Raw genomic sequence first — 15,151 nt, 5'->3', positions numbered from 1 at the left:
GGGAGAAAGCAGGTTCCTCGGCTGCGCCTCGGAATGACAACCAGAAAAGCAAGGGCAACGACAATAGCAAGAGCAGCAATCACACGGGCAGCGGCACTGACCAACGACAAAACAAATACTTCGCTACGCTACCGAACGACATCTAAAAGGCTGGAGAAACTGTGACCTACCCCGAAGCACTGAACCAATTAGCCTCCATGGGCCCTGAGCTGCGCACGGACAAGACCGGCGGCCCGCCCCGCAAGTTTTCACTCGACCACATCGGTGCGCTGTTGGAAGCGCTTGGTAATCCCCAGCGCAACTTCGCCTCGGTGCTGATCGCAGGCACCAACGGCAAGGGCTCGACCGCCTCCACGCTGGCCTCGATCTCGAATGCCGCAGGCCTGCGCACGGGACTCTATACCTCGCCGCACCTGCTGCGTGTGAACGAACGCATCCGCCTCTCCGCCGGGGACAAACTCGCCGAGATCGCGGACGACGATTTCGCCCACAGCTTTACGCGCGTCGACAATGCCGCCAACGCTCTGGTCGAAATTGGCTCGCTGCCGCACTATCCCAGCTTCTTCGAGATCCTCACCGCCGCTGCCTTCTTCTACTTCAGCGAGCAGAAGGTCGAGCTCGCAATCCTGGAGGTAGGCCTCGGAGGCCGGCTCGACGCGACCAATATCGTCGAGCCGCTGATCTCGGTGATTACCGATATCGGCATCGACCACACCGACTACCTCGGCGATACGCTCACCCTGATCGCCACGGAAAAGGCGGGCATCCTGCGCGACAATGGCGTGCTCGTAACGCTCTCCCAGCATCCCGAAGCCAATGCCGTCATCGGCGAGATCGCGGTTGCCAAAAACGTGCGCGGGGTCGATGCCGCGCGCTGCCTGCCGCCGAGAGAACTGGAGACAGGGCATAGGGCTCAGGGCCCAGGGTTCAGGGGACTCAGTTCGCCGCTGGCGCCCAATCGCTACGATCTTTCCATCGATGGCGAGATCCTGCATATCGACTCGCCACTGGCAGGCCAGCATCAGCAGCGCAACCTTGCGCTGGCTGTGGCAACGGCGATCGAGCTGCGGACGAACCACGGCTTCGCGATCTCGAATGCGGCGATCGAGCAGGGTGTCCGCGCTACCGAGTGGCCGGGACGGCTGGAGTGGATTCCCTCCCGCAAGGGCCACGCTCCGCTGTTGCTTGATGTCGCCCACAATCCCGCCGGAGCGTGGACGCTGCGGGCCGCGCTCGCGCAGCTGCCTGAAGCCATGCCCCGCACTCTGATCTTCTCCTGCCTCGCCGACAAGCAGATCGATGAGATGGCACAGGTACTGCTGCCACTCTTCGACTCCACCTCAGGCGATCCGGCACGGGTGCGCGATCACGTGGTTCTTGCGCCGATTCAGAATCCCCGCGCGGCCAGCGTGGACGATCTGCTCGCTGCAGCACACAGGCTCGACGTGCCCGCCCATGCCGCGCCGCATCTGCCTGGAGCTTTGGCCCAGGCCGAGGCGATTACACCGCCTGAGGGCGTGATCGTGGCCACCGGGTCGGTGTTTCTTGTGGGTGAGTTGAGGGCATTGGTGCTGGCGGAGTAGTTGTCGTTCTGGTCTTTGCTTTTCTGGTTGTCATTCCGACCCTGAGCGTAGCCGGAGGGGAGCGAATCTGCTTCCTCCCGTTTTTAACGATGTCGGCACAGGCCATGCTCTTTGCTTTTTTGCCCATGTTTTCTGGGTAGTACGAGCTAAGAGCGGGAGGAAGCAGGTTCCTCGGCTACGCCTCGGTATGACAAGCCAGAAAAGCAAAAGCACGGGCCTTCTGCGAGGTTTGGTGTAATCACGACGACCCGGTTTAGCATAGCCATAGATGCCAGCAGCCAATGAAACCCTTCAGCCTGAAGAACACACGGAACGCGAACCCGCGCCGCGTTCACCCGTGCCCTTCGCCCTGCGCTGGCTCTCGTACCTGCTGCTGATCCCGCTGGTCGGGATTGCGACGATCTTCTTCGGCACGATCTCGCTCGCCTGCGGCCTGTGGGACAAGGACGGCAGCCAGCAGCACTTCATCGCCCGCCAGTGGGCGCGCGTGTTGCTGCGGGTCGCGCTCTCGCCGGTTACGCTCGAAAATGCCGAGCGGCTGCGGACACACAAGACCGCCGTCTACGCCAGCAACCATCTCAGCTACTACGACACCCCCGTGCTCTTCGCGAAGCTGCCGTTCCAGTTCCGCATCCTGGCGAAGGCTCCGCTATGGAAGATCCCATTCATCGGCTGGTATCTCGACCGTTCAGGACAGGTGCCCATCGACCAGAGCTCCGCGCGCTCGGCCATCACGAGCCTCGGCCGCGGCGTCAAGACACTGGAAGCCGGGATGCCGCTGGTGATCTTTCCCGAAGGCGGCCGCGCCGCAACGGGTGAGCTGCAGACGATGGTCGCCGGCGCCGCGTGGCTGGCCATCAAGGCCCAGGTGCCGCTCGTTCCGCTAACGCTTGTAGGTACCTATGAGCTATTGCCGATCCATGTGTATGCGCTACGTCCGCGTCCGTTGAAGCTGATCGTCGGCGAGCCGATCTCTACGATCGGCATGACCACACGTGATGCCGAGGCGCTGACAGAACGCCTGCGCAACGAGATTCATGCGACGTATATCGCGCACCATGGTTGAGGTTGTTTGTTTTTCGTCGTCATCCTGAAGCGTAGCTGAAGGATCCCCGCATTTTGCACGATGCCCATTTGAGCGAACGCAGCTTCCTGGCCCCAGCAGCGTTTGCCTGGGTGTTCCCCATGCGACTGTGCCGCTACTAATTCGGGGGTCCTTCGCCTACGGCTCAGGATGACGGCGAAAAACAAGCAACGACAACGACGAAAAACAAACAACGGCAAAAGCGGGCAACAACTAAACGCCTTCGCTTGTATCTCCATCTCCATAGATAGCCCGCAACTGGCGCTCAAGAATCGCATTCGCCTGCGAGTCCGGCAGCGAATACCGCTGCTGCAACAGCTCCGTGGGTTGACGGAACTCGGCCGCGATATGCGGCTGCAGATCGCGAAGCCGCAACAAGGTCTCGTGCAGGATCAGACGCGCGGGCAGGCTATGCGGAGTGCTGAGCGCAAGATCCAGCTCGCCGCGTACGATCTCGCGAAGGCCGCTGAGGGAGTTCATCGTTTCATCCTCGCTGCCTGCGCAGCGTACGGCCAGCAGTTGCTCCAGCCGCAGCAGATAGGTCCCAAGGCCATTGTTTGCGGGCAGCGTGTAGCGCGAAGGCTCGACCGCCGCAGGCGTGTTCCCAAAGAGCTGCACGAGCCTGTTCGCCAACTGCGACCAGATTCCCAGCGCGCCGGTGCCAGCCTGTTCGAAGCTGAAGGGTACCGTGAACTCCGCGAAGACTGCGGGCTCAGCGGATTCAGGCTGAGCACGGAGGATGCGCAGCGTCACCTCTGCCGTTTGTTCGACGCAGTGGATGTGGACGCTGATCGCCGCATCGGAGTTCGTCTTGCGTGCGTACTCTACGGACTCCTGTTCGCCCCACGGAGCGGAAACAACAGCGAACCCGCCGCGCTCTACCCAGGGAATGATTGTGTCCGTGTCGAGGCCGAGATGCAGGAACGTACTCTCGGCGAGGAAGAGAGGAAGCGCACGGCTGAGGCGTCCGGGCGCATCCGGGAGTTGGCCGGCGAAGAACTGCTGCGGCTGCTGGCCGGTGATGCTCGAACCGAGGAAGACCACCTTGGCGCGGCGCGGTGCGGGCAGTGCGAAGAGAATGCGCGAGGGTGCGTTCCCTGGCAACCAGACCGGACCCTCGATGCTGTAGGTCGTCACCCTGGGCTCGGGCAAGGATTCAGGCTGGAGTCCATTTTGGGCGAGTTCGCTGCGGCGAATCTCCATCTCCCAGAAGTGGAGGTTATCGGCCCAGTCGGGATGGTTCAATGTGTAGAGCTCTTCGACCATGGCCCGTGCCGTGCCGATCTCACCGAGGTCCAGCGAAGCCTTGATGAGGTTGTTGCCGACGGCGAGACCGTGGGTCTTCGCCTCGTAGGCAGGGCGCGTGAGGGCCAGCGCTTCGCGGAGGTGTCCGGTCTGGCCGAGGTCGCCGCTCATCGATTGCAGCAGCACCAGTGGAGCCGGTCTTCCGGCACGTTCGAGCGCCTGCCCGTAGAACGTCATAGCCTGCGACACGTCGTTGTGCTCCAGAGCGGCTCGCGCCAGCCAGACCTGCGGACGCCACGCCGAGGGAAGGTCGGCGGCGCGGTGCATAGCCTCGAGATAAGCCTCCTCGCCGCCACGATCGCGGGCCATCGCGGTGTACCAGCCGAGTCCGTTCTCCTGGTTAGGATCGGCTTCGAGCGCACGCCAGAGCGTCGCCTCGGCCTCCGCTTCCTGCCCGAGGGCGGTCTGCGCCTTGGCGAGGTTGGTCAGGATCACACCGCTGGAACCCTTCTCGGCGAGATAGCTTTCGAAGAGACGGCTCGCGGCAAGCGGGTCGCCGCTCTCCATCAACACGATTCCGTAGATCGTGGTTCCGCGCTCGGGCAGAGGGTCGATCTCATGGAGACGCTCGGCGGCGGGAAGCATATCGGAGGCGAGGCGAAGCTGAAGGGCGTCGACGATAAGGTTGTAGAGCTGGTTGGGATCGTCCTTCACTCTCTCGAGCGCGGCAGGCAGGACGCTGGAACGCCAGGCCTCGACGGGAATAAGCACCTCACGGCCGAACTCGTCATAGGCGCGGACGGTGGCCGGGGTGTCTTCGGGGCGCTTTCCCGGTGCGACCTCCGGGGCTCGCTGAAGGAGGGAGCCTGCGGGAAGGGTTACGGTCTCCTGGGTCGCGGGCGGTGGCGTAGGTTTGGGGGTAGGTTCCGCTTTGGGCGTCGAGGACTTGGACTTTCCGAAGAGGTTGAAGAAGCTCATTGTGTCTATGGTGGCATGGGTGGGTATTTAGGTTTTCCGGCCTTTCCACAAAGCTTGTGAAAGGAAGAAAGACAACAGCGAAACGTCGTCGCCCTAATACCCCGCAGCCTTGCCGAAATGATGCCGCTTGTCCTGCCCACCCATTAGCACTCCGGTCTTGGGATCGACGGCGATCAGCTCACTGTCTCCCCACTGGCCGGCGCTCTTCTCATCGAACTCCGCCTCGCGCTTCGTGACATAGCCTGCGGCCTTCATAGCAGCGATAGGAGCCTGGGGAAAGGTCTTCTCGAACTGCAGCACGTCCGGCAGATATTGATGATGAAAGCGCGGTGCATCTGCTCCGGCCTGAACATCGAGGCCGTTGTCGAGCACACTGATAAGGTCATTGGCGACCGTGGTGATGATCGTCGAACCGCCGGGCGAGCCGAGCACAAGCCGCAGCTTGCCGGGCCGCACCACGGACGAAGTCGTGTGGCCCAGGAGCTTGTGATAGGTGTAGCTCGAAGGCTCGCTGACGATGGTCGGTGTCATGGAGCTGAGCGGGCGCTTGCCCGGCGCGATCGCGTTGGCCGGCCCCTGGATCAGCCCGAAGCCGTTGGGAACGCCCATTTTTGAGGCGAAGTCGTCCATCTCGTCGTTGAGCAGGAATCCGAGGCCGTCGACGGTGACGCCCGAACCAAAGCCGAAGTTCAGCGTGTAGGTGCTCGACACGGCGTTGCCGTCGGCATCGACGACAGAAAAGTGCGTAGTCTGCGGCGACTCATGCGGCTGCGCCTCGGGTTGCGGCGGCTCAGGCATGAAGCCTGCAGGACGCACCAGCGTTGCGGAAGGCGAAGGCTTGGTCGGGTCAATTGTCTTGCGCCAGGCTTCGGCGTACTTCGGATCGGCCATCTGCGCGAGCGGCATGGTGTTGAAGTCGGGGTCTCCGAGGTAGTCGCCACGATCCATGTAGGCACGGCGGAAGGCTTCCGTGATGAGGTGAATCTGCGCCGGGCTGCGGTCCGGCCCGACCTTGGGCAGGTCGTAGCCGCTGAGGATGTTCAGCGTCTCCAGCAGCACGATGCCGCCGGAGCTGGGCGGAGGCGAGGTCAGCACCTCATAGCCGTGATAGTGGCCGACCAGCGGGGTACGCTCCTTGACCTGGTACATCGCGAGGTCCTGCGCAGTGATGAGGCCGTTGTTGGCCTTCTCGAAGTCGGCTATCTCAGCGGCCATCTTGCCCCGGTAGAAATCCTCCGGATCAGTGGCAATGCGTTCGAGAGTATGTGCGAGCTCGGGCTGCCGGAAGCGCTCTCCGGCTTCGTAGAACCTGCCGTTCCGCTGAAAGATGCGGTACGACGCCGGGAACTGGCTGAGGACGCCGCTGTGCAGGGTGTGCGCCTCTTCTTCGGTGAGCACGTAGCCGTCACGCGCGAGCTTGATGGCCGGCTGCATGACCCTTGCGAGGCCCAGCCGGCCGTACTGCTTCTCCGCATAGGTGAGACCGGCGACGGTGCCGGGAACACCACTGGCCTTGGAGCCGACCGTGCTCATCTTCGGAATAACATTGCCCTGCGCGTCGAGATACATGTTGGTACCGGCAGCGGCGGGGGCCTTCTCGCGGTAGTCGAGGAAGTGCGGCTGTCCGTGAGCCAGAGCTTTGGTGCCCGGGCGAATCAGCATGAAGCCTCCGCCACCGATGTTGCCGGCCGCCGGGTGCACCACCGCCAGGGCAAAGCCGACGGCAACCGCCGCATCGATCGCATTGCCGCCCTCGCGCAGGATCTCGACTCCGGCGTCCGTGGCGTCATGGTGAATCGTGACGACCATCGCGTGTGGGGCGGTTACAGGTGGCGTCTGGGCAACTGCAAAGGAAGACGCAAGCAACGTGCAACTGAGGGCGACGGAAGAAATTCGTGCGAAGCGGGCCATGGCGTCTCCGTGAATGCAACTAAGGATATCTTGACGTCCCTATTCAAGGTTCCCAAAGAGCTGGTGGTAAACCCTTCGCTGCAAGTCCCTGTGCCGTAAGCTGCCATACGCCGTAAAACCTGTTGTGCCCGGTTCTGACAGGACCGGGCACAAGACCTGGAGGCGCTTTGGCAAATCCTCACCGAGGTGCCGGGGTCTCAGCATCCGCCAGCGCATACGCGGTAACGGCCATAACCGCTGCGCTTGCGGCCAGATTTTTGGGATCAACCTTGTCAAAGGTGTCGGCTGCCGTGTGGTGATATTGGAAATAAAAACGTGGATCACGGGCTGCAGTGAATCCCGGTACGCCTTTACTGATCAGCGGCGCGACATCCTCGCCAATTTCATCGCCCGGAGTGATCATGCTCGCACCGATTGGGTCTAAGACCTTCGCGAGAGGCGCCAGATATCCTCTGAGGGCGGCTGCTCCGCTGAACGTCAAACCAATGGGGTGGTCAGCTCCAAAATCCTCTTCCAGAACAGCCACGTGCGAACCGATCTCCGATTCATGATCGTGGGCGTAAGTGAGCGCTCCTTGTGCACCCGACTCCTCTCCCATCCAGGCAACGAATCGCACTGTCCGGCGAGGGTGGATTCCAAGTTTCGCCAATAGGTGAATCGTCTGCATGGACATGACGATTCCGGTTCCGTCGTCAATCGCTCCGGTGCCCAGATCCCAGGAGTCCAAATGGCCCGAAACCATGACGATCTGTTCGGGATGTTCGGTTCCCGGCCAGTCGGCAATGACGTTGTAACTTGGCACATCCGGCAGGATCTGAGTCGTCAAGGTCAGGTGCAAGGTAAGTCGTCCTTGTTTTGCCAGGGTAGCAATCAGGTCGGCATCCTCAGCAGCCAGAGCTGCCGACGGAACCTGAACCACATTCTTCGCATAGAGAGTCTCACCTGTGTGTGGCAGCCTGAAGTCCGCACTGCCGACGGACCGGACTAGTACCGCAGCAGCGCCTGCAGCACCGCCTGCGGTGGGCCCCAGGGCTCGGTACAAGACGCTTTGCTCATAGGCGGCGATTCCCTGCCCCGCTGCCGCAAGCTCCTTGTCGAAGGGGCGATTGAAGACGAGGATCTTACCCTTCAGAGAGCCTGGACGAAGAGCTTTTAGCTCGGCAAAACTGTTTAGGACCACGACCTCGCCTGTAAGCCCCTCTTTCGGCGTAGGCGGACTCCCTCCAAGGGCGGTCACCACTATTTTTTGTTGTGTACCTGGAACTCCTCCAGGCCATGACGTGAGAGAGGCCTGCTCTTCCCCACGCACCCAATGGGGAACCATGGTCTTTTCGAGCGTGACCTTCGCGCCAAGCGTGCGCAACTCTTCCGCCACCCAGTCGACAGCCCCCTGCGCCTGGACAGAGCCCACCAGACGCGGCCCAATGTTGTTGGCCAGGTGGTCGAGTTCGTTATAGGCATAGGGATCGGTAAGCGCCGCATCGCGAATACGGCCCATGGTTGTCAATTGGTCTGCGGTCCACGCTCCGGGAGCATCTTCTGAAAAGTGCTGAATCATCGACAAAATACTGTTGTCAGGTTTTTGAGGCTCATTTTGTTGTGCCCGCAAGAGTGAACTGGAGACGGTGATGAGACCTGCTGCTAAAAGGAAGCGCGAGCTTCTTGAAACGAAAGACATAATCGTGGTGTTCCACTCCTGGACAGATTCTTAGGGCAGGCCTGTGTGCGACAAAACCGCTCATTACGGGTAGCCCCGATGTCGACACAGGTAGCGAATTCATTTCGAACGGAAACCGCAGAGCTGCAAAATGGAAGCAGAGAGAGCTTCGGCGACCGAGATATCGCTTACCCCTGTGACCGCTCTTGGTATAGAAACCACAAGGAACGCAAATATTCCCCTACTCCCCAAATTGGTAGGGGTACCCGCTTTTGTCCGTGAGCAATCTCATCACCCAATGAAGAAGTTATAGCTACACCCACAGCACCGGCTGGCGAATCGGATAGTTGCGAATGATCTCGGGATCGGTAGGATCGGGATCGAGCTTGCGCCAGAGAGCGAGGTACTCTTCGCGTCCACACGCCACGCCACAGAAGAGCAACCCCGGCGAGCGGACCGGCCAACTCTCCCAGTGCTGCACGTCGTGCGCGTAGGGCCACTTATCCTTGTCCGCCAGGTACGGCTCCAGGAACTCCGCGGCCTTGCACATCCCACGTCCATCGGGGAGCGAGAAGCGAACCATCTCCTGCTGGCCCAACGACCAGCAGAGCGCCGCCGCCGCGTCGAAGTTGAAGATGGAGTACCCGTAGGGCTTGGTGCGGGCGAGTTCGCGGGGGAAGCTGCCATTAGGCGCCATCTGCATCGGCAGTTGCACCGTCTCGAAGCGCTCGCGAACCTCCGCGCGGGTGTCTTCGTCGCCATCAAGGTGGGCGAACTCCGCCGCCTGCAGGGCCCAGCAGATGGCGTGATTATTAGTCGCATCTCGCTCGCGCATGCCCTTCTCGCTGGTCTTCATCCAGAGGAGATAGTCACGGAACCAACTCCGCAGGTCGGCCCACTCCGCAGGGGTGAAAAACTTCCGCAGGAAGCCGGCGGCACGGGCGACCTCGACCAGATGCAGCGTGTCGATGATGCCGTAGCTGCGGCCCGTTGGGCCTCCGTTTCGTACGCCCTGCGAGTACTCGAGGTTGGGCTTCATCCGCGTGGCTGGCGTAACGAACCATGCCAGCAGGTGCGCCGCAGCCGCATGGGCGTAGTCCTTGCGCTTCGTGAGGACGTACCCGGCAGTCAGCGCGGGCATCGCCTGGCTCAGGCGAATCATTGCACGGCGATGGTCCTGGAAGTTGTCCGGATTGCTCTTGCCGTCGATCTCTTTGTAGGGACCAGCCGGATTTGCCGGGTTGGGCCAGAAGTAGTCGGCCTCGGAGAAGAAGTCGTGCGGGCCAGCGGGGCTCCTGGAGGAATGAAAGGACGTAATCGTTTGCGGAGCTTCCGGCAGCCAGTGATCGGCGAGACGCAGGACGCGGTCATGGTCGGCCGCGGACACCATCGCAAACGGGCTTTGCTTCGTGGCGGCCCACGCGAGGTGTTGGCTTGAAAGGGCGGCGGCTACGGAAACGGCGCAGAAACGCCTCCGGCTGAACTTATTCATAGGATTGGAAACCATCATGCTCCTCGCCATGCCAAACAGCACTTCAACACTTCCTATGCAGATGAGGTAGGTAAGGGATAGTGCGTTGCAAAATTAGAGTACATTCAAGCGCTTGTGCGTGCCACAGTTCATGAACGTGTACGACATCCCCAACTACGTCCAGATATGCTTGAGATCCGATGCGGTCCCTTTTTCTGCGATTGTTTTCGAACAACTATTGGCGGCGGCTATTCCACCGAGAGACGTGGCGTTCCGGCAGGGTTGCCCTGCGGCGCGCACACAAAGATCGACGAGCACGCAAGGAGTTGAGGCAGTTCGTCCTGCTTCTACTACCGCTGTTCTTTTTTGTGGCCTATCTCGGCTTTCTGGGTGCCGGGGGCGCAGGAGTGAGCGTTGTCGTGATTGCCGCTGTGCTGATGGGTCTGCTTCTCAGCTATCTCACCCGAACGCCGGAGAAGAAGAACAACCCCCAACCCTTGCCATCAGGTCCGGAACTGCGACGCGAGTTCGCCGAACTGGCCCTGTTGCATGCGGTACTGACCGAACGTGCCGGTCATGAGGTCTTTCTTCAGACCAAAGAGCTCCCAGAAGGCATTGAGGTTACTGCACGTCACCGACATCTGCAGACTCTGCGCGAGCACGGACTCTACAACCGCCTCGGCGACACCGAGCGCGATCTGCTGCTACTGCCTGATGGGCACTGGACGATAGAACAGATCAACACTGTATGGCTATCTCTCGAACCCTTGCGGCTGCTCCGCTGGGTACTGCGGGTGGATGACTTTCTGCCAACCGTCGGTGACACGATGACAGCCGATTACAGGATCGCCGGTGAGACCGTAAAGGAACCGGAGACGGTGTTTCGCAACGACAAACTGATCGGCGTCGATGATTTGAATATGGCTATCTCTGTAGCCGAGCAATGCTTTTATCGCTTCTGGGCCGAGGGAGTCCATCGCGGGCTCTACGCTGCGGAGACCGTTGAGAAAGCGCAGGAAGCCAAAGAATATGTGCGTCAGCTTGCTGGTAAAGAGAGTAGTGACCTGCTGGTGGGGACAAAGATCGTAAGTCTGTGCAGCGATTCAGAGGTGCAACTAGCTACGAATCTTGCCTTACGTCGAACCCAGGTGCTCCAGTGGGTGAGTCAGCGGATGAGCGGCGAGTTTGGGAGCTCCGAACGGATGGAAGGCTTCTACTTGCGCTAATCCAAACATGAGTTAGTTGCTATCACATTTTCTGCAACCATAGTGCTATAGTTGCGTCTAAAGAATGCGTGAGCCGGCGTGGACTTCGGTTCACACCTTTTAGATTCTCTTGCTAAATGAGCAATTTACGAGTTTTCCCGAATATCCCGGCTGTGGCGTATCACCAACGCCAGCACGACGAGCAGCAGCACGTCGAAGAACCACAGCGTGTGGTTGAACAGGCGTGGAGCCAGAATGGCTCCGATGATCGCCCCTGCCAGGAAGCTGGCGACGATCAACGCCAGCTTCCGGAACTGGCGCAGGCCTGTCTCGCGATGGCTGGGAGTAAAGGCATCGTAGAGGCCTTCGATGGCTGCGCGCAGATTGCCGCTCATGAAGGTCGAGTTGTAAGAGTAGGTATCGGCGGTTCTGAAACTGGCCGTCTGGTACGCGGCAACCACCGCGAGCATGGGCACGAAGACGCCGTCGGGAAACGAGCCCGGCAACCACGAGGCGAGAAAGAGCATGCCAATCTCGCCCAGCAGACCGATGACGATGGCGTGCCGCTTGAGAGTGCCGGCAAGCGCCTTGGAACTGAAGACGCCAACGACAAAGGAGGCGAGCAGTACCAGGTGGCGACCGGCCTGCGCCCAGTTGTGCTGCAGTACAGCGACGCCAAGGAAGATGCCATTGCCCGTCATGGCAGCAGCGAAGACGTGGCCGTGGTTGAGGTAGACGAAGGCATCGAGACCGCCGCCGGTACAGGCCAGAAGCATAGCCACAGGCAGTTCCCCGGCAGCGCGAAGTTCCCGGTCGGATTGAGTTTCGGGTTGCGAGGGATGGGAGTTCGGCTCGGGCATGTGTCGAGAGTAGGATACGGCCCAAGGATGGGATGACAGAGGTTTTGTTGAGCTCGCGGGCTGAGAGTTCGAGAGCTACTAGAGATTGATGGAGGAAAGAGCAAATGGCTATCAAGTGGGACAAATTTACAGTGAAGTCGCAGGAAGCGATCCAGGGAGCGCAGGGGCATGCCGCCGAAAACGGCAACCCTGAGGTATTACCGCTGCACCTGATGGCGGCCCTGCTGGAAGACAAAGAAGGAGTGGTGTTGCCGGTGCTCGAGAAAGTCGGCGTGCCAGCACAGCAGTTGCTCGCGCAGGTGAATGCCGCCATCGACAAGCTGCCGAAGGTGCAGGGAGCGGCGCAGCCGGGGCTGGGCAGTGCGATGCAGAAGGTTTTGGACGGCGCGTTCAAGGAAGCGGAGAACTTCAAGGACGACTACGTGTCGACAGAACATCTCCTGCTCGCACTAAGCGCGAGCAAAGGTGAGCCGGTGCAGACCGCGCTGGCTGCGTTTGGCGCGGACCATACGGCGATCCTGAAGGCCTTGCAGGCCGTGCGCGGCTCGCAGCGTGTGACCGACCAGAATCCCGAGGGCAAGTTCCAGGCTCTGGCGAAGTATGCCAAGGACCTCACGGAGCAGGCGCGGCGCGGCAAGCTCGATCCCGTGATCGGGCGCGACGAGGAGATTCGGCGTGTGATCCAGGTGCTCTCGCGGCGCACGAAGAACAACCCCGTCCTGATCGGCGAACCCGGCGTTGGAAAGACAGCCATCGTCGAAGGTCTGGCGCGGCGCATCTTCCAGGGCGACGTGCCGGAGATCCTGCGCGACAAGCGCGTGATCTCGCTCGACCTGGGCTCGATGCTGGCGGGCGCAAAGTTTCGCGGTGAGTTCGAAGACCGCCTGAAGGCTGTGCTCAAGGAGATCGAGGAGTCGAACGGACAGATCATCCTGTTCATCGACGAGCTGCATACCCTGGTAGGCGCGGGCGCCGCCGAGGGCTCCATCGACGCGAGCAACATGCTCAAGCCGGCGCTGGCACGCGGCGAGCTGCGCGCCATCGGCGCGACGACGCTGAACGAGTATCGCAAGTACATCGAGAAGGATGCGGCGCTGGAACGGCGCTTCCAGATCGTCTTCGTCGGAGAACCGAACGTCGAAGACACGATTGCGATTCTGCGCGGGCTAAGGGAAAGATACGAAACGCACCACAAGGTGCGGATCAAGGATTCGGCCATCGTAGCCGCAGCGGAGCTGTCGCATCGCTACATCAGCGACCGGTTCCTGCCGGACAAGGCCATCGACCTCGTCGATGAAGCCGCGGCAGCGCTGGCAATTCAGATCGGCAGCGTGCCGGTGGAGATCGACGACCTGGAACGGCGGGCGACCTCGCTCGAGATCGAGCGCGCAGCCCTGCAGCGTGAGGACGACGTGAACTCGAAGGAGCGTCTGCACGACGTCGAGCGCGAGCTCGCCGAGGTGCAGGAGAAGGCCTCCGGTCTGCGCGCTCGCTGGCAGAAAGAGCGCGGCGCCATCGGTCAGGTGGCGGAGTTGAAGCAGAAGCTGGAAGCCCTGCGCTTCGAGGCGGAAGACGCCACCCGCAAGGGCAATCTGCAACGCGCGGCGGAGCTGCAGTACGGCGAGATTCCGAAGCTGGAACGTGAGCTGAAGGAGTTGACCGCCACCCAGGACGCCGGTGTTGCCGACGCCAAGTCGGGCGACAGCGCCTCGCGCTTGTTGAAAGAAGAGGTTGACGAGGAGGATATCGCGAAGATCGTCTCTAAGTGGACGGGCATTCCTATCGCGAAGATGCTCGAAGGCGAGGTCCAGAAGCTGACGCAGATGGAGCAGCGTCTGCGCGAGCGTGTGGTCGGCCAGGACGAGGCACTGGTAGTGGTCGCGAATGCGATTCGCCGCTCCCGTGCGGGTCTCAGCGATCCGAAGCGGCCGATCGGAAGCTTCATCTTCCTCGGTCCTACCGGTGTCGGCAAGACCGAGACGGCGCGTGCGCTGGCGGAGTTTCTCTTCGACGACGAGCAGGCGATGGTACGCATCGACATGTCGGAGTACATGGAGAAGCACGCCGTAGCACGGCTGATCGGCGCGCCCCCGGGATACGTTGGCTTCGATGAGGGCGGACAGCTGACCGAGGCCATCCGGCGCAGGCCGTATGCTGTGGTGCTGTTCGACGAGATCGAGAAGGCGCACCCGGATGTCTTCAACGTGCTGCTGCAGGTGCTCGACGACGGGCGTTTGACCGACTCCAAGGGCCGTACCGTGGACTTCAAGAACACGGTGCTGATCATGACCTCGAACCTCGGCGCGGGGCAGCTTTCGACCGCCTGGGCCGAGGGCGAGGACGGCTTCGCAGAGGCGAAGAACCGCGTGATGGAAGAGCTGCGCAAGCACTTCCGTCCGGAGTTCCTGAACCGCGTGGACGACACGGTTGTCTTCCATCCGCTGGGCGAGAGCCAGTTGACGCACATCGTCGACCTGCGGCTGGCGGACCTGCAGAAGATGCTCGCAGACCGCCGCATTACGCTGACCCTGACGGACGCGGCGCGCACTGCGATCTTCAAGGCAGGTTACGACCGCGCCTATGGAGCAAGGCCGCTGAAGCGGGCGATCCAGCGCCTGGTACAGGACCCGCTGGCGATGCGGATCCTCGACGGGCGCGTGCTCCACGGCGACCGCGTGAAGGTCGAAGCGGACAAGAAGGGCGTGCTGGAGTTCGTGGTGGAGAACCGCGAGGCGTAAGCGGAGTTCCCGCATCGCACGGCAGAATTGTGCGATGCGGGAATGATCTTGCTCCAAGTCTTTACCCTTCCACGAAATCGTCATTCTGAGCGTAGCGGCTCGCGCTTTTGCGAGACGCGCAGTCGAAGAACCCCGAAGAGTTTGTCTCGCCTCTGCCGCTAGGATCGTTCCGACCACAGAGGCTGGGGCACGAGGGTTCGGGGTAGAAAAGGTGTGGAGGGTTGGGGCAAACGCGTAAGGTTTCGGGGTTCTTCGACTACGTAGCTCGCAAAGTGCGCGAGCTACTTCGCTCAGAATGACGGTTTTGTGGATGGGGAAATGAACCCTGATATATAGGGGGTCGCGCCTTTGGCACATGGTCCGTACCGAATTCCCATCCTTGCTCTGCTTCCACGAGAGCTTTTGTCGTTGCTTGTTTT

Annotated in this window: 9 protein-coding genes; 4 read left to right on the top strand and 5 right to left on the bottom strand. The window is 61.2% G+C overall.

Annotation, left to right across the window (positions count from 1 at the left end; translation table 11 throughout):
• The first annotated feature begins 161 nt into the window (after positions 1-161).
• Positions 162-1,583: a bifunctional folylpolyglutamate synthase/dihydrofolate synthase gene (locus ACIX8_RS00275; protein ID WP_014263298.1), complete on the top strand. Its 1,422-nt coding sequence runs from the start codon at positions 162-164 to the stop codon at positions 1,581-1,583.
• A 268-nt stretch (positions 1,584-1,851) separates the two neighbouring features.
• On the top strand, positions 1,852-2,649 hold the full coding sequence (locus tag ACIX8_RS00270; protein ID WP_014263297.1) for a lysophospholipid acyltransferase family protein: 798 nt from the start codon (positions 1,852-1,854) through the stop codon (positions 2,647-2,649).
• A gap of 231 nt (positions 2,650-2,880) precedes the next feature.
• On the opposite strand, the gene ACIX8_RS24265 is transcribed toward ACIX8_RS00270, so the two are convergent.
• The 4 genes from ACIX8_RS24265 to ACIX8_RS00250 all read right to left on the bottom strand — a co-directional run bounded on the left by ACIX8_RS24265 (position 2,881) and on the right by ACIX8_RS00250 (position 9,968).
• Positions 2,881-4,890, bottom strand: a complete 2,010-nt coding sequence (locus ACIX8_RS24265) for a tetratricopeptide repeat protein (RefSeq protein WP_014263296.1) — start codon at positions 4,888-4,890, stop codon at positions 2,881-2,883.
• A gap of 93 nt (positions 4,891-4,983) precedes the next feature.
• On the bottom strand, positions 4,984-6,801 hold the full coding sequence (gene ggt, locus ACIX8_RS00260; RefSeq protein WP_014263295.1) for a gamma-glutamyltransferase: 1,818 nt from the start codon (positions 6,799-6,801) through the stop codon (positions 4,984-4,986).
• Between the two features lie 178 nt (positions 6,802-6,979).
• Entirely contained in the window at positions 6,980-8,359 is a 1,380-nt protein-coding gene (locus ACIX8_RS00255; RefSeq protein ID WP_014263294.1) for a M20/M25/M40 family metallo-hydrolase, read from the bottom strand.
• Between the two features lie 412 nt (positions 8,360-8,771).
• Complete coding sequence (locus tag ACIX8_RS00250; RefSeq protein ID WP_223295434.1) at positions 8,772-9,968, bottom strand: alginate lyase family protein; 1,197 nt, start codon at positions 9,966-9,968, stop codon at positions 8,772-8,774.
• Positions 9,969-10,129: 161 nt separating this feature from the next.
• Between ACIX8_RS00250 and ACIX8_RS00245 the strand changes: the two genes are divergently transcribed.
• The gene (locus ACIX8_RS00245; RefSeq protein WP_014263292.1) at positions 10,130-11,155 is read left to right on the top strand and encodes a hypothetical protein; all 1,026 of its coding nucleotides are present in this window, start codon (positions 10,130-10,132) and stop codon (positions 11,153-11,155) included.
• A 125-nt stretch (positions 11,156-11,280) separates the two neighbouring features.
• Here the strand turns inward: ACIX8_RS00245 and ACIX8_RS00240 are convergent, their stop codons facing one another.
• Positions 11,281-11,910 carry a YoaK family protein gene (locus ACIX8_RS00240; RefSeq protein ID WP_052310535.1) on the bottom strand — a complete coding sequence of 210 codons (630 nt, stop codon included), beginning with the start codon at positions 11,908-11,910 and terminating at the stop codon, positions 11,281-11,283.
• A gap of 188 nt (positions 11,911-12,098) precedes the next feature.
• Between ACIX8_RS00240 and clpB the strand changes: the two genes are divergently transcribed.
• The gene (gene clpB / locus ACIX8_RS00235) at positions 12,099-14,732 is read left to right on the top strand and encodes an ATP-dependent chaperone ClpB (protein ID WP_014263290.1); all 2,634 of its coding nucleotides are present in this window, start codon (positions 12,099-12,101) and stop codon (positions 14,730-14,732) included.
• Positions 14,733-15,151 lie beyond the last annotated feature (419 nt).

Origin of the sequence: Granulicella mallensis MP5ACTX8 (assembly GCF_000178955.2) — a bacterium.
In the GTDB taxonomy this organism is placed as follows: domain Bacteria; phylum Acidobacteriota; class Terriglobia; order Terriglobales; family Acidobacteriaceae; genus Granulicella; species Granulicella mallensis.
This window is presented reverse-complemented; position numbering and strand designations above follow the sequence as displayed.